Genomic DNA, 17,216 nt, shown 5'->3' with positions numbered 1-17,216 from the left:
GCCCCGGTTTTTTTCATGGCGATCAGAGCGCCAGCGCCCCGATACGCTGCAGCCCCATCCCGATGTTCTTCCGGACCGCGCCCGCGATCGACATGCGCTGGCGCTCGGTGCCGACGAAGGCTTCGTCGCCGCCGACCGTGTAGTCGGTCGCGATCGTCTCGCGCCACACGACGGCGCCGCCCGCGCGCGCCAGCGTCCAGTCCAGCGTCACGGTCGAGGTGAAGGCGATCGCGAACGCCGGCGTCGCCACCTCGCGCACCTGCACGCTCAAGCGGTAGTCGCCGCCTTCCGGCTTGACGCCGGCAAAGACCTTGTAGCCGCGGATGGATTCGTCCAGCGCCGTACGCAGTTCCGTCATCGCGGCCACCGTCGATGCCGCCGCCGGATCGGCGCCCGGCTTGGGCAGGGTCGTGACGGTCACCGATTGCGGATGCGGGCGCGCCACGTCGAGCGCGATCGGCGTCATTTCCTCGTGCGGGATGTGGACGGCGCAGCCGCCCAGCGCCATGGCGGCTAGCAGGGCCGGAATCAGGACGAGGCGCTTCATCGCTTACACGCCGTACTGCGCGCGATACGCCGCCACCGCATCCTTGTAGGCGCCCAGCGCCGGATCGGCCGACAGGTAGGCGAACAGGTCGGCCAGGTTGGCGATCGAGATGACGGGGATGCCGTAGTTCTGGCTGACTTCCTGCACGGCCGACAGGGGCGACAGCACGCCGTCCTTGCCGCCGCGTTCCATGCGGTCCAGCGCGATCAGCACGGCGGCCGGTTCGGCGCCGGCGGCGCGGATCATGGCGACCGATTCGCGCACCGAGGTGCCGGCCGAGATCACGTCGTCGATGATCACGACCTTGCCGGCCAGCTTGGCGCCGACGATGGTGCCGCCTTCGCCGTGATCCTTGGCTTCCTTGCGGTTGTAGGCGAACGAGGTGTCGCGGCCCTTGGCGGCCAGCGCCACGGCGGTGGCCGAGGCCAGCGTGATGCCCTTATAGGCGGGGCCGAACAGCATGTCGAATGCGATGCCCGAATCGAGCAGGGTCTGGGCGTAGAACTGCGCCAGCTTGCCCAGCGTGGCGCCGTCGTGGAACAGGCCGGCATTGAAGAAGTAAGGCGACTGGCGGCCGGCCTTGGTGGTGAATTCGCCGAACTTCAGGACTTCGGCTTCGACTGAGAATGCGATGAATTGCTGGCGCAGGTTGTCCACGTGGGTGCTCCGGTTTTTCTGTAAAGGCGATATTGTAGCCCGGCCGCCCGGCCCGCATACCGGCCGGGCCGCCGACGGCCGGCAGCAACAAGCTTGATGGCTTGGCAAGCATGTTGATGGCGGACAAAACACGCTACACTGTCGGCCTCGCAATCGTGCTCAGCTCCGTGTAGATCATGCCAAGAATTATTTCCGCCAACCTGAACGGCATCCGCTCCGCCCACAAGAAGGGCTTCTTCAACTGGCTGGCCAAGCAGGACGCCGACTTCATCTGCGTCCAGGAACTGAAGTGCCAGCTCGCCGACATGACCGAGGAATTCCTGGCGCCGCACGGCTACCACGGCCACTTCCACTATGCCGAGAAGAAGGGCTACTCGGGCACCGGCGTCTACAGCCGCACCAAGCCGGATGCGTTCAAGATCGGCTTCGGCTGCACCGAATTCGACAACGAAGGCCGCTATACCCGCGTCGACGTGGGCGACCTGACCGTGATCTCGCTGTATGCGCCGTCCGGCTCCTCGTCGCCCGAGCGCCAGGAAGCCAAGTTCCGCTTCATGGAAGTGTTCCTGCCGCACCTGGTCGAGCTGCAGGCCGAGGGCCGCGAGATCGTCGTCTGCGGCGACTGGAACATCGCGCACAAGGAAATCGACCTCAAGAACTGGAAGGGCAACCTGAAGAATTCCGGCTTCCTGCCGGAAGAACGCGCGTGGATGACGCGCATCTTCGACGAGCTGGGCCTGGTGGACGTCCACCGCGGCATCGACCAGCGCCCCGAACAGTACACCTGGTGGAGCAACCGCGGCCAGGCGTATGCGAAGAACGTGGGCTGGCGCATCGACTACCACGTGGCCACCCCCGGCATCGCATCGAAGGCGCATGCCGTGTCGGTCTACAAGGACGAGCGCTTCTCCGACCACGCGCCCCTGATCATCGACTACAAGCCCTGATCGTCGCGCCCAGCGGCGCCGGCCAGCGCCGCCCGGATGTCTTCCGCGGCGGCGGGCTTGAGCAGGTGGCGGTCGAAGCCCGCGGCCTGCGAACGGGCCCGGTCTTCCGCGGCGCCCCAGCCCGTCAGCGCCACCAGCGTCAAGGCCGCCAGTTGCGGCATGGCGCGCAGGCGCCGCGCCGTCTCGTAGCCGTCCATGCGCGGCATGCCGATGTCGAGGAACGCCAGCTGCGGCAGGAACGCCGCCGCGGCGTCCAGCGCCTCCACGCCGTCCGCGGCGATGCGCACCTCGTGTCCCTCCAGTTCCAGCAGGCCGGCCAGGATCCTGGCGGCGTCGGCATTGTCGTCGGCGACCAGTACCCGCAGGCGCCGGGGGCCATGCCCATCCTGCGGCATCGGGGCGTCGTCCTCGGCGCCCGCCGGCGGCAAGCCCTGCACCGCCAGCGGCAGGCGGATCGTGAACGTGCTGCCCTGCCCCGGTCCGGGGCTGGCCGCGCGCACGGTGCCGCCGTGCAGTTCGACCAGCTTCTTTACCAGCGACAGGCCGATGCCCAGGCCGCCGTTGGCGCGGTCGATGTTCTTGGCCACCTGGGTGAACATCTCGAACACGGCGCCCAGCGCCTCGGCCGGGATGCCGATGCCGTCGTCGGCCACCGCGATGACGACGGCGTCGCCCTCCGGTACGCGGTCCAGCGCCACGTCCAGCGTAATCCGCCCGCCCGGCGCCGTGTACTTGGCGGCGTTCGTCAGCAGGTTGCCGATCACCTGGCTCATGCGCACGGCGTCGGCCTCGATGGCGACCGGCACGTCGGGCAGCGTCACCGACAGCCGGTGGCGCGCCCCCTCGACCAGCGGCGCGGTCGACTCGACGGCACTCTCGACGACGGCGCGCACGTCCACGATCTCCTTCTGCAGCACGATCTTGCCGCTGGCGACGCGGGCGATGTCGAGCAGGTCGGACACCAGGTGCGTCATGTGGCGCAGCTGGCGGTCCATCGTGTCGCGCACGGACACGCGCAGGGCCGGGTTGCCGTCGGCCAGGCGCAGGATGTCCAGGCCATTGCGCAGCGGCGCCAGCGGGTTGCGCAGCTCGTGCGCCAGCGTGGCCAGGAATTCGGACTTGTGGCGGTCGGCCGCGCGCAGCGCCTCGGTCGAGCGCACCCGCTCGATGTGGGCCCAGCAGCGCTCGACGACGGCGTCGACGAGGGCGACCTCCTCGATGGTCCAGGCGCGCGGCTGTTCCTGGTGCACGGCCATCATCGCCACCAGCCGGCCGCCCTTGGCCAGGCCGCAGCAGACGATGGCCTTGATGCCGATCTGGTTGAACATGTCCTTGCCGTCTTCCGGCGCCAGTTCGCGGTCGACGTCGCCGATCACCAGGTTGCGGCCCATGCGCAGGTTGGCGCGGGCGCGCGAGCCGAACAGGTCGAGCGAATACACGCCCACGGTGCTGATCGCGCCCGGCACGCGCCAGTCGTGGCGGATGGTGAAGCGGTCGTTGTCCGCCTCCAGGTCGGCGTACGCCACCCGCGTCGCGCCCAGGTATTCGCCCAGCAGGCGCGTGGCCTCGTCCATGATCACCTTGGGATCGGACGCGACCCGCGTCGCCTCGCCGATGCGGTCGAGCAGGCGCAGGCGCTCCTCGACCCGGTAGCGCTCGGTGACGTCGGTGCCGGTGACGGCGATGAACAGCGGCGCCCCGTCCGCCCCCGTGACGGGAGCGAGCACGAGCCCGATGAAGCGGCGTTCGCCGTTCGCGCAGAAATGCGGCACCTCGACGCGCACGGTGTCCCCGCCCGCCGTGGCCTCGACGCTGGCACGCACCTGGCCCGCCAGGCCGGGCGCGCCGTCCCACCAGCCGCACTCCCAGAACGCCCGGCCGGCCACGTCGGCGCGCGCATAGCCGCCGGCTTCCAGCGACACGCGGTTGGCCTCGGCCACGGTGCCGTCCGGCGCCAGCAGCACGGCAAAATGCGGCGCCTGATCGAAGAAGGACGGGAACCAGTTGCCGGACGGCGTCGTGGCAACGGGAGCGTCGGTAGCGGGACGGGACGGCATGGGCGGATTGGGAAACGGAACAGGTGGAACGATACCACGACCGCCGCGGCGGTGCGTTCAGGTAGCGGGCCAGGCCAGCGTGCGCACGCTCTCGAACGCGCGCTCTTCCCCCGTCAGCGGATCGGTGAAGGCGATGCGGCGCGCCAGCAGCTGCAGCGGCGCCGAGAAATCGTCGCCCTTGCACGGCAGCGCGACCGGATAGAACGCGTCGTTCAGGATCGGCACGCCCAGGGAGGCCATGTGCAGGCGCAGCTGGTGCTTGCGTCCCGTGTGCGGATGCAGGCGGTAGCGCGCCAGGCCGCCGCGCCGTTCGATCATCTCGACCAGCGTCTCCGAATTCGGCTCGCCCGCCTCTTCCTTCATGACGAAGAATTTTTCGCCGTCGACCATGCGGCTGCGGTAGGTGAAGGGAAAGTCGCGTCCTTCCAGCGCCGGCGCCAGCGCCTCGTAGACCTTGCGGATGCTGCGCTTCTGGAACATCGACTGGTAGGTGCCGCGTGTGTCGAGGTTGTGCGAGAAGATGACGACGCCGGCCGTCTCGCGGTCAAGGCGGTGGATCGGGGTCAGGTGCGGCAGGCCGAGCTTGTGCTTCAGGCGCACCAGCAGCGTCTCGCGCAGGAAGCGTCCGGTCGGGATCATCGGCACGAAATGGGGCTTGTCGACGACCAGCAGGTGCTCGTCGCGGAACAGGATGCGCTCCTCGAACGGGATCGGCGTTTCCGCGTCGAGTTCGCGGTAATACCAGATGCGCATGCCCTGGCGCACGTGGCTGTCCGGCTGCAGCCGCTCGCCCTTCGCATCGACGACGTCGCCGCGCGCCAGGCGCTCGGCCCAGGACGGACCGCCCACGGCACCGAAGCGCTCCTCGAGGAAGGCCAGCATGCCCCCTAGACGGTCTTCCGTGATCCACAGGTAGCTGGGCGCGACGCCGTCGCGCACGGGCAGCGGCACGACGGCATTGGCGGCGGCCTGGTGGCCTTTCCTGACGAAACGTGCCATCCCTTCCCTAGCGTGACGCCACGTTGCTGCGGTAGGCCGGCAGGCGCTCGACCGACGTGCCCTTGGCGCGCGCGTACAGCGGCAGCAGCACGTTCATGTGGTCCTGGATCTGCTCGATGCGGTTGGCGCCGCCCGGGTGCGTGGACAGCAGCTCGATGTTCCCGCCCCGTCCTTCCAGCGCCGCCATCTTGTTCCACAGCGCGATGCCGGCGCGCGGGTCGTAGCCCGAGCGCGCCGCGATGTCCAGGCCGACCAGGTCGGCCTCGCGTTCCTCGTCGCGCGAGAACTTCAATACGTACAGCTGGCCGGCGCTGTTGGCGATGCTGCGCACGTCGTAGCCGAGCCAGGCCGAGGCCAGCGCGCCGCCGATGCCGGTGACGAGGCCCGTCGTCGTGGCCTTGCTCTGGCGCTCGCGCCCGTGCTCGCGCAGCGCGTGGGCGATCTCGTGGCCCATCACGGCAGCGATCTCGTCGTCGGTCAGCTTCAGTTTCTCGATGATGCCGGTGTAGAAGGCGATGCGGCCGCCCGGCATGCAGAAGGCGTTCACCTGATCCGACTTGAGCAGGTTCACTTCCCATTTCCAGCCCTGGGCGCTGTCGTTCCAGCGCGCCGTGTTCGGGATGATGCGGCGCGCGATGGCGCGCAGGCGCTGCACCCGCGGATCGCTTTCCGGCACCAGCACGCCTTTTTCGCGCGCCTGCGACACCAGGGCCGTGTACTGCTGGGCGGATTGCTCGTTGATCGCCTTTTCCGGCGCCGTGAAGTCGCGCCAGCGCCCGCGCAGGCCGTCGCGCTCGATGGGCTTGACGGCGATGCCGTCCTGGACGACCTGGTCCTGCGCGAAGGCGGGCGTTGTTTGCAGCGTGCCGCACAGCGCGAGCAGCAGCGCGGCGTGTTTGACGCGAATGAGTTTGTTCATGGTCGGGTATCCTTGTACGTTCTTGACAAGAATCTTCTCAAAAAGCACGTACGTACAGCACACGATAGATCAGCTGACGACCAGATCCTTCTTGCGCAGCCGGAACACGGCCAGGCTGCCGCGCAGGTTCGGCAGGAAGGAGACCAGCTTGCCTTCGGCCAGCGCCACATACTCGATGACTTCCAGGCCGCATTTCTCGGCCAGGTCCTTGAAGTCGTAGATCGTGGCGTAGCGCACGTTGGGCGTGTCGAACCACTGGTACGGCAGGGAGCGCGACAGCGGCATGCGGCCCTTGAGCAGCGCCGCCCGGTGCGGCCAGTAGGCGAAGTTGGGGAAGGACACGATGGCTTCCTTGCCGACCCGGACGATGTCGCGCAGGCGCGCCTCGACGTGCTGCATCATCTGCAGCGAGGACAGGCACAGCACCATGTCGAAGGCGTTGTCGCCGAACAGGTCCAGCCCCTCTTCCATGTCGTGCTGGATGACGTTGATGCCGCGCCGCGTGCTTTCCAGCACCTTGTCGTCAGCGATCTCGACGCCGTAGCCCGTGCAGTGCTTTCCCGTCTCCAGGTAGCGCAGCATGGCGCCGTCGCCGCAGCCCACGTCCAGCACGTGCGATCCTTCCTGGACCCAGTGCGCGATGAACGCAAGGTCGGGGCGCAGGGTGCTCAGGTCTTCGAATTTCATGCGGCCTCCCGCTGCTTGCCATTGCTCTCTTCCCAGATCCGCTCGTAGTAGGCGCGCACGATATTCATGTAGCGCGCGTCTTCCAGCAGGAAGGCGTCGTGGCCGTGCGGCGCGTCGATCTCGGCGTAGCTCACCTTGCGGCGGTTGGCCAGCAGCGCTTCCACGATCTCGCGGCTGCGCTCCGGCGAGAAGCGCCAGTCGGTGGTGAACGAGGCGATCAGGTACTGCGCCCTCGTGTTTTCCAGCGCCTTGGCCAGGCTGCCGCCGTGCTCGCGCGCGGGATCGAAGTAGTCGAGCGCCTTGGTGATGAGCAGGTAGGTGTTCGCGTCGAAGTATTCGGAGAACTTGTCGCCCTGGTAGCGCAGGTAGGATTCGATCTCGAAGTCGATGCCGAAGTCGAACTTGTAGTCGTTGGTTTCGGCCGCGTTGCGCAGCTTGCGGCCGAATTTCTCCGCCATGTCGTCGTTCGACAGGTAGGTGATGTGGCCGACCATGCGCGCCACTTTGAGCCCGTTCTTCGGCACCACGCCGTGTTCGTAGAAATCGCCGCCGCGGTAGTCCGGGTCGGTCAGGATGGCCTGGCGCGCGACGTCGTTGAACGCGATGTTCTGGGCCGACAGCTTGGGGGTCGAGGCGATCACGATGCAGTGGCGCAGGCGCTCGGGGAACATGATGCTCCAGGCCAGCGCCTGCATGCCGCCCAGCGAGCCGCCCATGACGGCGGCGAACTGGTTGATGCCGAGGCGGTCGGCCAGCAGGGCCTGGGCCGCGACCCAGTCTTCCACCGTCACCACGGGGAAGGCGGCGCCGTAGGGCTTGCCGGTGGCCGGATTCGTGTGCATGGGCCCCGTCGAGCCGAAGCAGGAACCAAGGTTGTTGACGCCGATGACGAAGAAGCGGTCGGTATCGACGGGCTTGCCCGGGCCGACCATATTGTCCCACCAGCCCGCGCTCTTGGGCTCGTTGTAATGGCCGGCCACGTGGTGCGAGGCGTTCAGCGCGTGGCAGATCAGGACGGCGTTCGACTTGTCGGCATTCAGCGTGCCGTAGGTTTCGTACATCAGCGTGTAGTCGCCGATCGACGCCCCGCCCTGCAGGCGCAGCGGTTCGGCGAAGTGCATCGCCTGGGGGGAGACTATTCCAAGGGATCCCATGAGACTCGTTGTTCTATGTGCGCGCCGTGCCGCGGTAGTGCCGGGCACGGCGTCGACGCCAAATCGTTTAAAGGGTTTGCAGCTGCTCGACGGCCTCGGCGATCGCCGCCGGCTCCATCGCGCGCAGGATGCGCTTGGTGCGCGCCGTCAGGGCTTGCGCGTCGCTGGACAGGATTTCCTGCTTGACCGCCAGCAGCTGGGCCGGATGCATCGAGAATTCGCGCAGGCCCATGCCCAGCAGCAGGCGCGTGAGCTTGACGTCGCCCGCCATCTCGCCGCACACGGCCACGTCGATGCCCGCCTTGCGGCCGGCGTCGATGGTCATCGCGATCAGCTGCAGCACGGCCGGATGCAGCGGATTGTACAGGTGCGCGACCTCGTAGTCGACGCGGTCGATGGCCAGCGTGTACTGGATCAGGTCGTTGGTACCGATCGACAGGAAGTCCATGCGCTTGACGAACATCGGCAGCGCCAGCGCGGCGGCCGGGATCTCGATCATGGCGCCGACCTCGATCGCCTCGTCGAACTTGATGTTGCGTTCGCGCAGCTGCTGCTTGGCCTGCGCGATCAGGCCCAGCGTCTGGTCGATCTCGAACGCATGCGCCAGCATCGGGATCAGCATGCGCACCTTGCCGAAGGCGGAGGCGCGCAGGATCGCGCGCAGCTGGGCCAGGAACATCTGCGGCTCGGCCAGGCAATAGCGGATCGCGCGCAGGCCCAGGGCCGGATTCAGCGCCGTGTGCTCAGCCTGGTCGAGCGGCTTGTCGGCGCCGACATCGAGCGTGCGGATCGTCACCGGGCGGCCCTTCATCGCCAGCACGGCCTTGCGGTACTGCTCGAACTGCTCGTCCTCGCCCGGCACCTTCAGTCCCTGCGCGCCGCGTCCCATGAACAGGAACTCGGAGCGGAACAGGCCCACGCCCACGGCGCCCGCATCCAGCGCCGGACCGCAATCGTCGGGCAGCTCGATGTTGGCCAGCAGCGTGATCGCCGTGCCGTCCTTGGTGACGGCCGGGGTCTTCTTGAGCTTGAGCAGGCGCTTGCGCGCCTTGATCAGGGCGAGCTGGCGCGCGCGGTACTGCTCCAGCACGAGGGCGCTGGGATTGCAGATGACGACGCCGGCGTCGCCGTCGACGATCACCCAGTCGTCCTGCTCGATCAGGCGCGAGGCCTGGCTCATGCCGACGGCGGCCGGGATGTCCAGGCTGCGCGCGACGATGGCCGTGTGCGAATTCTGACCGCCGACGTCGGTGACGAAGCCGACGAAGGAGCGGTCGCGGAAGGCCAGCATGTCGGCCGGCGAGATGTCGTGGGCGACCACGATCATCTGCGGCTGGAAGTGATCCTCGCCCGCCGGCGGGACCGGCGGCGCATGCAGCTCGGTCCCCATCAGCACCTTCAGCACGCGCTCGGCCACCTGCTGGATGTCCTGCTTGCGCTCGCGCAGGTACGGATCCTCGATCTCGTCGAACTGCGCCGACAGCTCGTCGATCTGCGTGACCAGCGCCCATTCGGCGTTGTAGTGGCGCGTGCGGATGATGTCCAGCGGCGCCTCGGAAATCATGGGGTCGGACAGGATCAGCACGTGCACGTCGATGAACGCGCCCAGCTCGGTGGGGGCGTCCTTCGGCAGCTCGGTCCACATCTCCTGCAGGTTGCGGTGCACCTCGCCGATCGCGTGCTGCAGGCGCTCGACCTCGGCCTCGACCTGCTCTTCGGGCACCAGGTAGTGCTTGACGTCGAGCGCGGCCGGCGTGAGCAGGTGCGCGCGCCCGATCGAGATCCCGCGCGAGACCGGAATGCCGTGCAAAGTGAACGATGCCATCGATGGTCCCTGGAAGCGCCCTGCCCGTGTATCCGGCATTTACTCGCCTTCGCCGAATTTATCGTTGATGAGCGCGGTGAGCGCCGCGATGCATTCCTGCTCGTCCGGCCCTTCCGCTTCCAGCGTGACTTTCGCGCCCTTGCCAGCGGCCAGCATCATGACGCCCATGATCGACTTGGCGTTGATGCGGCGGCCGTTGCGCGACAGCCAGACGTCGCTCTGGAATTTTGCGGCCAGCTGGGTGAACTTGGCGGAGGCGCGGGCGTGCAGGCCCAGCTTGTTGATAATTTCGAGTTCTTGCTGAATCATAAGTCGATGAGGTCTGCCCGCTCGTTGTCGTTGTTATGGGGATAGGCTAGGAACCTACCCGAATCCGGTTGTCCACCCTGACCGCGCCGTTCTGCGCGCCCGCCAGCGCCATCTCGACGACCACGTCGAGCGTGTCCTGCCGATACGTGATGGCGCGCAGCAGCATCGGCAGGCTGATGCCCGCGATGACTTCCACGTGACCGGGATCGGTCAGGCAGTTGCAGCAGTTGGACGGGGTGCCGCCCTTGACGTCGGTGATGACGAGCACGCCATCGCCTTCGTCCAGGCGCTTGATCGCGCTCTTGGCGAGCGCGTCGATCTCCTTCGTGTCCTGGTCCGCGGTGACGTCGATCGCCTCGAAGCGCTCGACGGGTGCGCGGAACACGTGCGCGACCGCCGCGATGAATGCCTGACCCAGTGGAGCGTGGGTCATCAGCAGGATGCCTACCATGTCATTTCCCGTTTATTTACCAGAGACGTTCCGTTCGACGGCATCGATGAACATCGCCGCGACGTCGAATCCGGTCTGGTCGAAGATCTCCTGGAAGCAGGTGGGGCTGGTAACGTTCACTTCCGTCAGGAAATCGCCGATCACATCCAATCCTACCAGCAACAGGCCACGGGCGGCCAGTAGCGGGCCGACGCTTTCCGCGATCTCGCGCTCGCGGTCGGAAATCGGCTGGGCCACGCCCAGGCCGCCGGCCGCCAGGTTGCCGCGCACTTCGCCGCCCTGCGGGATGCGCGCCAGCACGAACGGCACCGGCTTGCCGTCGATGACGAGCACGCGCTTGTCGCCCTTGACGATGGCGGGGATGTATTTCTGCGCCATGATCGTGCGCGCGCCGTTGTCGGTCAGCGTCTCGATGATGGAGCCCAGGTTCAGGCCGTCGTCCTTGACGCGGAAGATGCCGGCGCCGCCCATGCCGTCCAGCGGCTTGAAGATCACGTCGTCGTGCTCGGCGTGGAAGGCGCGCAGCTGCGTCGGCGACGACGACACCAGCGTCGGCGAGGTGAACTGGCTGAACTGGGCGATGGCCAGCTTCTCGTTGTGGTCGCGGATCGCGGCGGGCTTGTTGAAGACGCGCGCGCCCTGGCGCTCGGCCTGCTCGAGCAGGTAGGTGCCGTACACGTATTCCATGTCGAACGGCGGGTCCTTGCGCTGGATGACGGCATCGAAGGCCGACAGCGGCACGGTCTCGGTCGCGCCGGCGACGTACCACTCGTCGGGGTCGCCCGTCAGGGTGATCTCGGTCGCTTCGGCGGTCACGATCCCCTGGTTCAGTACCAGGTGGCGCTGTTCGAAGGCATAGACCCGGTGGCCGCGGCGGGCCGCCTCGCGCATCATGGCGAAGGTCGAGTCCTTGTAGATCTTGAAGCCGGACAGCGGATCGGCGAGAAAAGCGATTTTCATGATGGTTCCAGTCAGGACAATGCCTCGATTTTAGCCGGAAATGCCGATGTCCGCGGAAAGCGCCCCGGCAGATTCCCCTTGGCAAAAAGTCATCTATCCCCTTCGCGTTTGCGACCCCTCAAGCATCCATGCGGCATGCTTGGGAAGATGCGAACGAAGGAGGAACGGCCATGAACGAGGGGGCTGAACACGAGCGCATCAACCAGGTCTATCGCAAGTGGCATGGCGGGGCCGCCCTCGCCCGCTACGCCTGGCACCGTCCGGAAATCGTGCGCCAGGCAGCGGCCCGGGCACGCACGCTGGCCGCCCTGCTGGCCGTTACCGTCGGCCGCGATTTGTCGGCCGTGCGCGTGCTCGACGTCGGCTGCGGCAACGGCGGCTTCCTGCGCCAGCTGATCGACTGGGGCGCCACGCCCGCCCACCTGGCCGCCACCGAGCTGCAGCAGGACCGGCTCGACCAGGCCCGCAGCCGCAGCGCGCCCGGCGTGCGCTGGCACCTCGGCGGCACCGAGGCCTTCCCCGACGACAGCATGGACCTGGTCAGCGCCAACACGGTGTTTTCCTCGATCCTCGACGAAGACCTGCGGCGCGCGCTGGCGGCCGAGATGTGGCGCGTGCTGCGCCCGGGCGGCTGGACCATGATCTTCGACTTCCGCTACGACAATCCGCGCAACCCGCAGGTGCGCAAGGTGGCGGACGTCGAGCTGCTGCGCTTCTGGCCGGCCGCCCAACGCCATTACCGCAGCCTGGTGCTGGCGCCGCCGCTGGGAAGGGCGCTGGCCAGCCTGCCCTGGATGCTGCCGGAGCTGCTGGCCACCTGCGTGCCGCTGCTGCGCTCCCACTTCATCTACATGGCGCGCAAGCCCGAACCGGTGCAGCGGCTCGGGTTTGCACACACCGGGGTCAGAGCCCCGACAAGCAAAACCGGGCTCTGACCCCTGTCAGTAAATTTCCGGATCCGGATCCGTGCGTTCCAGTTCCAGCGACGCCGCCAGCAGCGCCAGGCGCGCCACCACGCCGTACACGTAGAAGCGGTTCGGCGCCGCCGTGCCCGGCTTGGCCTTCAAATCCGGCACCGCATGCTGCTGGGCGAACGCCAGCGGCACGTATTGCGAGCCCGGCGCGTTCAAATTCTGGTCGACGCCGCGCTCGGCGTGCACGCGGTAGAAGCCGCCCACGACGTAGCGGTCGATCATGTACACGACGGGCTCCGCCACGGCATCGTTGATCGATTCGAAGGTCGGGACGCCTTCCTGGATCATGACGTCGGTCACGGTCACGCCATCCTTGATGACCGACATCTTGTTGCGCTGCTTGCGGTTCAGGTCCTTGACCTCGCTCGCATCCTTGACGGTCATGATGCCCATGCCATAGGTGCCGGCGTCCGGCTTGACGATGACGAAGGGTTTCTGGTCCTTCATCCCGTATTCCTTGTACTTCTTCTTGATCTTGGACAGCAGCGCCGACACGTTGTCGGCCAGGCATTCCATGCCCGTGTCTTCCTGGAAGTTCACTTCGCCACACTTGTTGTGCAGCGGATTCACCAGCCAGGGGTCGATGTCGATCAGTTTGCCGAATTTCTTGGCGACTTCGTCGAAGGCCTTGAAGTGGTTGCTCTTGCGGCGCACGGCCCAGCCCGCGTGCAGCGGCGGCAGCAGCGACTGTTCGTGGACGTTTTCCAGGATGGACGGGATGCCGGCCGACAGATCGTTGTTCAGCAGGATCGTGCAGGGATCGAAGTCGGCCAAGCCCACGCGGCGGCCGTTGGCCGAGCGCACGAGGGGTTCCACGACCAGCATGTTCCCGTCCGGCAGCGCCAGCGGGGTCGGCTGGGTGACTTCCGGCGACAGTGAGCCCAGGCGCACGTGCAGGCCGGTCTGGCGGAAGATCTGCATCAGGCGCTGCACGTTCTGCAGGTAGTACGGGTTGCGCGTATGGCTTTCCGGGATCAGCAGCAGGTTGCGCGCGTCCGGACAGTATTTATCGATGGCGGCCATGGCGGCCTGCACGGTCAGCGGCAGCATCTCCGTCGACAGGTTGTTGAAACCGCCCGGGAACAGGTTGGTATCGACGGGCGCCAGCTTGTAGCCGGCATTGCGCAGGTCCACGGAGCAGTAGAACGGCGGCGTATGCTCCTGCCACTCGAGGCGGAACCAGCGCTCGATGGCGGGCGTGGCTTCGAGAATCTTCTTTTCCAGGTCCAGCAGCGGACCGGACAATGCGGTGGCGAGGTGGGGAACCATAACGATGACGTCCTTCAGGCTTTATTTTTGGCGGTTTGGTTGGCTCACATTGGGGCGCCAGCGCGCATTTTAAAGCCCAGATCCCCTCAAGCAATAAAAAAAGCGCCCGGGGATACCCCGGGCGCCCTGGAAGCGCCGACGGACGCAGGAGATTCCGAATCTTACGAGTGGTAGGCCGACTCGCCGTGGCTGGTGATGTCCAGGCCTTCGCGTTCCTGGTCTTCCGGCACGCGCAGGCCGAGGACCACGTCCACGATCTTGTAGGCGATGAAGGCGACCACGGCCGACCAGACGATGGTGGTGCCCACGGCTTCCGCCTGGATCAGCACCTGGCTGGCGATCGAGTACGGATCGGCCGACATCTTGTTGGTGGTGTAGTCGAAGATGCCCTGGCCGCCCAGCTGCGGCGCGGCGAACACGCCGGTCAGCAGTGCGCCCAGGATGCCGCCCACGCCGTGCACGCCGAACACGTCCAGCGAGTCGTCCGCGCCGATCAGGCGTTTCAGGCCATTCACGCCCCACAGGCAGACCAGGCCGGCCACCAGGCCGATGATCAGGCCGCCCATCGGACCGACGTAGCCGCAGGCCGGGGTGATGGCGACCAGGCCGGCCACTGCGCCCGAGGCACCGCCCAGCATCGACGGCTTGCCCTTGGTGATCCATTCGCCGAAGACCCACGACACGGCGGCGGCGGCGGTGGCCAGCAGGGTGTTGATGAAGGCCAGCGCGGCGACGTCGCCCGCTTCCAGCGCCGAACCGGCATTGAAGCCGAACCAGCCCACCCACAGCATCGACGCGCCGATCATGGTCATGGTCAGCGAGTGCGGGGCCATCGATTCGCGGCCGTAGCCGATACGCTTGCCGATCAGGATCGCGCCGACCAGGCCGGCGACGGCGGCATTGATGTGCACCACGGTGCCGCCCGCGAAGTCGAGCGCGCCCTTCTGCCACAGCCAGCCGGCCTTGGCCGTTTCAGTGGCCAGGGTGGCGCTGGTGATGGCGTCCGGACCGGTCCAGAACCAGACCATGTGGGCGATCGGCAGGTAGCCGAAGGTGAACCACAGGACCATGAACAGCAGCACGGCCGAGAAGCGCACGCGCTCGGCGAAGGCGCCGACGATCAGGCCGCAGGTGATGGCGGCGAAGGTGCCCTGGAAGGCCACGTAGATGAATTCGGGGATGACGACGCCCTTGCTGAAGGTGGCGGCGGTCGTGAAGCTGGCCTTGACCGGATCCCAGATGCCCTTCAGGAAGGCGCGGTCGAGGCCGCCGATGAAGGCATTGTTTTCCGTGAAGGCGAGCGAGTAGCCGTAGATGCACCACAGGACGATGATGACGGCGAACGTCATGAACACCTGCATCAGCACGGACAGCATGTTCTTCGAGCGCACCAGGCCGCCGTAGAACAGGGCCAGGCCCGGGATCGTCATCATGATCACCAGCAGGGTGGCGACGAACATCCAGGCGGTGTCGCCCTTTTGCGGCGTCGGTGCGGCGGGTGCCGCGGCGGGGCTCGCTTCGGCGGCTGCCGGTGCGGCGGCGGCGGGCGCGGCCGGTGCGGCGGCCGGAGTGTCTGCGGGCGCGGCGGCCGTGGCGGCGGCCGGGGCCGCGGAAGTGGATGCATCCTGCGCGAGGACCGGGCCCGACAGGCCCAGCGCCACGGCGACGGACACGCCTGCGATCAATTTAGTAATAGTACGGATCATGGTTTCCCCTTACAGCGCATCGTTGCCGGTTTCGCCGGTACGGATACGGATTACCTGCTCCAGATTGGAGACGAAAATTTTGCCGTCACCGATTTTGCCGGTGCGTGCCGCGCTCTGAATCGTATCGATCACCTGGTCGACGATGGCATCGTCGACTGCCGCCTCAATCTTGGTTTTCGGCAAGAAATCGACCACGTATTCCGCACCGCGATACAGCTCGGTGTGGCCCTTCTGGCGGCCGAATCCCTTCACTTCGGTCACCGTGATGCCCTGCACGTTGATCTCCGACAGGGCCTCGCGGACCTCGTCGAGCTTGAAGGGTTTGATGATGGCGGTGATCATTTTCATGCTATTGCCTCTTCAGAAAGTTTTTGAAACAGTGAGCAGGGCCGCGGACTTGCCCAGGTTCTCGGCCGATGGACTCAGGTAGGCACTGGTGTCGGCTTTCACCCAGGCGAGAGCGACCGAGCAGATGCCCAGGTCCTTGGTGACGCCGATCTTGTAGTCAGTGTAGGAAAGCGAACCGTTGTGGCGCACGCGCTGGCGCCCGACGTGCACGTTGACGACGAAGCCGTTGGTGACGTCGACGTTGGCGCCCACGTCGAGGTAGCCGCTCTGCTTGCTGTCGGCGGTGCCGAACAGGTTGGTCAGCGCATGCGAATACTTGATGTAGGCCGGACCGTAGCCCAGCTGGCCGTACAGTTCGAAGGTGTTGGCATTCGGCTTCAGGCCGTTGTCCGGGTAAAAATAGTAGAGGCCGCCCACGTCATAGGTGATGGCGTCGCTGAGGTTGCCGCGCTTGCCGCCGTAGATGTCCCACTCGACGTTGCCGTCGCCGCCCAGGTCCTTCGTCCACTTGATCGAGGACAGCCAGGTGCCCACGTACAGGCCGGTCGGGTTGTGCGTGTAGTCGGCCCCGCCCGAGACGGCCGGGTCCAGGCGCGACTGCGACAGGCCGCGGTAGCGGTAGTCGCTGCTGATCGCAGCGTTGTAGCTGATCGTGTGTTCCGGTTGCTGTTCCTGCGCGCTTGCGATCTCGGTGGCGAACACGGTCGCTGCCAGTACTGCAACCCGGGCCCACTTGTTGCGGTGATGCTTGCCGTCATGCGTCATGCGACTCTCCCTCGTTGTTGGTCATGTGCTGGTGATGCGGTTTACAATCCGTGTTCGCGACCCTGTCGAGTCGGAAGCGCCTGAAACCGAAGCATTGTGCGCAACAGTTTGTTGGGATTCTTATGTTTTAGGTATGCTTTAGCAGGATGCGTGCCAACCCTGTGCCCGATGCATGCCCCCTTGTTTTTGGGGTATTCCATCGCAACATGGGGTTAAAAAAAAGCAATACCTGTCTTGACGCCTGCGCCATTGCGGTGCACGCACTAATTCAGGATTCTGCGCACCATTGTGGTGCGCGCGCCTTTTACCAGGAACACTGTGAAATGAATAACTTCTTCAATGACTTGCAAGGCAAGCTCAACCAGGCAATCGAGAATTCCCCGGCCAAGGACATCGAACGCAACGTCAAGGCCATGATGACCCAGGGCTTCTCGAAGCTGGACCTGGTCACGCGGGAGGAGTTCGACATCCAGGCCCAGGTACTGGCCAAGACCCGTGCCAAGCTGGACGCGCTGGAAGCGCGCGTGGCGGAGCTGGAAGCGAAGCTGGCGGCGTCGGAGACCGCCAAGGTCTGACCGGTGGGGTGGTGATACGGTGGGCACGTGGTGCCCACCCTACGTGCTACGCCCTACGGATACGTCC

Annotated in this window: 18 protein-coding genes; 3 read left to right on the top strand and 15 right to left on the bottom strand. The window is 66.4% G+C overall.

All coding sequences use genetic code 11. The features are described 5' to 3' along the window. Positions 1–22: 22 nt before the first annotated feature. A complete protein-coding gene (locus ACI1V7_RS25965; protein WP_404535094.1) occupies positions 23–547 on the bottom strand; it encodes a YajG family lipoprotein in 525 nt (174 codons plus the stop codon). Between the two features lie 3 nt (positions 548–550). After that, positions 551–1,204 (bottom strand): orotate phosphoribosyltransferase, encoded by a 654-nt coding sequence (pyrE, locus tag ACI1V7_RS25960; protein ID WP_404535092.1) that lies wholly within the window; start codon positions 1,202–1,204, stop codon positions 551–553. Between the two features lie 176 nt (positions 1,205–1,380). Between pyrE and ACI1V7_RS25955 the strand changes: the two genes are divergently transcribed. Further along, positions 1,381–2,151: an exodeoxyribonuclease III gene (locus tag ACI1V7_RS25955; RefSeq protein ID WP_404535089.1), complete on the top strand. Its 771-nt coding sequence runs from the start codon at positions 1,381–1,383 to the stop codon at positions 2,149–2,151. Here ACI1V7_RS25955 and ACI1V7_RS25950 read toward each other — a convergent pair. From ACI1V7_RS25950 to gshB, 9 genes are all read right to left on the bottom strand, one after another. After that, positions 2,139–4,208 carry a PAS domain-containing hybrid sensor histidine kinase/response regulator gene (locus ACI1V7_RS25950; protein ID WP_404535087.1) on the bottom strand — a complete coding sequence of 690 codons (2,070 nt, stop codon included), beginning with the start codon at positions 4,206–4,208 and terminating at the stop codon, positions 2,139–2,141. The genes ACI1V7_RS25955 and ACI1V7_RS25950 overlap by 13 nt on opposite strands. Positions 4,209–4,265: 57 nt before the next feature. Next, positions 4,266–5,207: an RluA family pseudouridine synthase gene (locus ACI1V7_RS25945; RefSeq protein ID WP_404535085.1), complete on the bottom strand. Its 942-nt coding sequence runs from the start codon at positions 5,205–5,207 to the stop codon at positions 4,266–4,268. Between the two features lie 7 nt (positions 5,208–5,214). Then, positions 5,215–6,126, bottom strand: a complete 912-nt coding sequence (locus ACI1V7_RS25940) for a M48 family metallopeptidase (protein WP_404535082.1) — start codon at positions 6,124–6,126, stop codon at positions 5,215–5,217. 69 nt (positions 6,127–6,195) lie between these two features. Further along, a complete protein-coding gene (gene metW, locus ACI1V7_RS25935; protein ID WP_404535080.1) occupies positions 6,196–6,813 on the bottom strand; it encodes a methionine biosynthesis protein MetW in 618 nt (205 codons plus the stop codon). Then, entirely contained in the window at positions 6,810–7,967 is a 1,158-nt protein-coding gene (gene metX / locus ACI1V7_RS25930; RefSeq protein WP_404535078.1) for a homoserine O-succinyltransferase MetX, read from the bottom strand. The genes metW and metX overlap by 4 nt, the downstream gene beginning before the upstream one ends. A 67-nt stretch (positions 7,968–8,034) precedes the next feature. Further along, entirely contained in the window at positions 8,035–9,792 is a 1,758-nt protein-coding gene (gene ptsP, locus ACI1V7_RS25925; RefSeq protein WP_404535075.1) for a phosphoenolpyruvate--protein phosphotransferase, read from the bottom strand. Between the two features lie 39 nt (positions 9,793–9,831). Continuing rightward, positions 9,832–10,101, bottom strand: coding sequence for an HPr family phosphocarrier protein (locus ACI1V7_RS25920; protein ID WP_290415203.1), 270 nt, complete (start codon positions 10,099–10,101; stop codon positions 9,832–9,834). A 46-nt stretch (positions 10,102–10,147) separates the two neighbouring features. Next, positions 10,148–10,552, bottom strand: coding sequence for a PTS sugar transporter subunit IIA (locus tag ACI1V7_RS25915; protein ID WP_290415202.1), 405 nt, complete (start codon positions 10,550–10,552; stop codon positions 10,148–10,150). Positions 10,553–10,564: 12 nt separating this feature from the next. Beyond that, entirely contained in the window at positions 10,565–11,512 is a 948-nt protein-coding gene (gene gshB / locus ACI1V7_RS25910) for a glutathione synthase (protein WP_404535072.1), read from the bottom strand. A gap of 170 nt (positions 11,513–11,682) precedes the next feature. Between gshB and ACI1V7_RS25905 the strand changes: the two genes are divergently transcribed. Continuing rightward, positions 11,683–12,447 (top strand): class I SAM-dependent methyltransferase, encoded by a 765-nt coding sequence (locus ACI1V7_RS25905; protein WP_404535070.1) that lies wholly within the window; start codon positions 11,683–11,685, stop codon positions 12,445–12,447. A gap of 6 nt (positions 12,448–12,453) precedes the next feature. Here the strand turns inward: ACI1V7_RS25905 and gshA are convergent, their stop codons facing one another. From gshA to ACI1V7_RS25885, 4 genes are all read right to left on the bottom strand, one after another. Then, positions 12,454–13,755: a glutamate--cysteine ligase gene (gene gshA, locus ACI1V7_RS25900; protein WP_404535068.1), complete on the bottom strand. Its 1,302-nt coding sequence runs from the start codon at positions 13,753–13,755 to the stop codon at positions 12,454–12,456. Between the two features lie 161 nt (positions 13,756–13,916). Next, positions 13,917–15,461, bottom strand: coding sequence for an ammonium transporter (amt, locus tag ACI1V7_RS25895; RefSeq protein WP_404535066.1), 1,545 nt, complete (start codon positions 15,459–15,461; stop codon positions 13,917–13,919). 9 nt (positions 15,462–15,470) lie between these two features. Beyond that, positions 15,471–15,809, bottom strand: coding sequence for a P-II family nitrogen regulator (locus ACI1V7_RS25890; protein ID WP_141838913.1), 339 nt, complete (start codon positions 15,807–15,809; stop codon positions 15,471–15,473). A 12-nt stretch (positions 15,810–15,821) separates the two neighbouring features. After that, positions 15,822–16,574, bottom strand: coding sequence for a TorF family putative porin (locus ACI1V7_RS25885; protein ID WP_404535063.1), 753 nt, complete (start codon positions 16,572–16,574; stop codon positions 15,822–15,824). Positions 16,575–16,897: 323 nt separating this feature from the next. Between ACI1V7_RS25885 and ACI1V7_RS25880 the strand changes: the two genes are divergently transcribed. After that, entirely contained in the window at positions 16,898–17,149 is a 252-nt protein-coding gene (locus tag ACI1V7_RS25880) for an accessory factor UbiK family protein (protein ID WP_404535061.1), read from the top strand. Positions 17,150–17,216 lie beyond the last annotated feature (67 nt).

Source organism: Massilia paldalensis, assembly GCF_044901715.1.
GTDB classification, from domain to species: Bacteria; Pseudomonadota; Gammaproteobacteria; order Burkholderiales; family Burkholderiaceae_D; genus Telluria; species Telluria paldalensis.
Note: the sequence above shows the minus strand (reverse complement) of the source record. Positions and strands in the feature narration are given on the sequence as shown.

Coding starts and splice junctions, on each gene's coding strand:
- ACI1V7_RS25965 (WP_404535094.1), bottom strand. CDS start 547: ATGAAGCGCCTCGTCCTGATTCCGGCCCTGCTAGCCGCCATGGCGCTG.
- ACI1V7_RS25955 (WP_404535089.1), top strand. CDS start 1,381: ATGCCAAGAATTATTTCCGCCAACCTGAACGGCATCCGCTCCGCCCAC.
- ACI1V7_RS25950 (WP_404535087.1), bottom strand. CDS start 4,208: ATGCCGTCCCGTCCCGCTACCGACGCTCCCGTTGCCACGACGCCGTCC.
- ACI1V7_RS25945 (WP_404535085.1), bottom strand. CDS start 5,207: ATGGCACGTTTCGTCAGGAAAGGCCACCAGGCCGCCGCCAATGCCGTC.
- ACI1V7_RS25940 (WP_404535082.1), bottom strand. CDS start 6,126: ATGAACAAACTCATTCGCGTCAAACACGCCGCGCTGCTGCTCGCGCTG.
- metW (WP_404535080.1), bottom strand. CDS start 6,813: ATGAAATTCGAAGACCTGAGCACCCTGCGCCCCGACCTTGCGTTCATC.
- metX (WP_404535078.1), bottom strand. CDS start 7,967: ATGGGATCCCTTGGAATAGTCTCCCCCCAGGCGATGCACTTCGCCGAA.
- ptsP (WP_404535075.1), bottom strand. CDS start 9,792: ATGGCATCGTTCACTTTGCACGGCATTCCGGTCTCGCGCGGGATCTCG.
- ACI1V7_RS25920 (WP_290415203.1), bottom strand. CDS start 10,101: ATGATTCAGCAAGAACTCGAAATTATCAACAAGCTGGGCCTGCACGCC.
- ACI1V7_RS25915 (WP_290415202.1), bottom strand. CDS start 10,552: ATGGTAGGCATCCTGCTGATGACCCACGCTCCACTGGGTCAGGCATTC.
- gshB (WP_404535072.1), bottom strand. CDS start 11,512: ATGAAAATCGCTTTTCTCGCCGATCCGCTGTCCGGCTTCAAGATCTAC.
- ACI1V7_RS25905 (WP_404535070.1), top strand. CDS start 11,683: ATGAACGAGGGGGCTGAACACGAGCGCATCAACCAGGTCTATCGCAAG.
- gshA (WP_404535068.1), bottom strand. CDS start 13,755: ATGGTTCCCCACCTCGCCACCGCATTGTCCGGTCCGCTGCTGGACCTG.
- amt (WP_404535066.1), bottom strand. CDS start 15,461: ATGATCCGTACTATTACTAAATTGATCGCAGGCGTGTCCGTCGCCGTG.
- ACI1V7_RS25890 (WP_141838913.1), bottom strand. CDS start 15,809: ATGAAAATGATCACCGCCATCATCAAACCCTTCAAGCTCGACGAGGTC.
- ACI1V7_RS25885 (WP_404535063.1), bottom strand. CDS start 16,574: ATGACGCATGACGGCAAGCATCACCGCAACAAGTGGGCCCGGGTTGCA.
- ACI1V7_RS25880 (WP_404535061.1), top strand. CDS start 16,898: ATGAATAACTTCTTCAATGACTTGCAAGGCAAGCTCAACCAGGCAATC.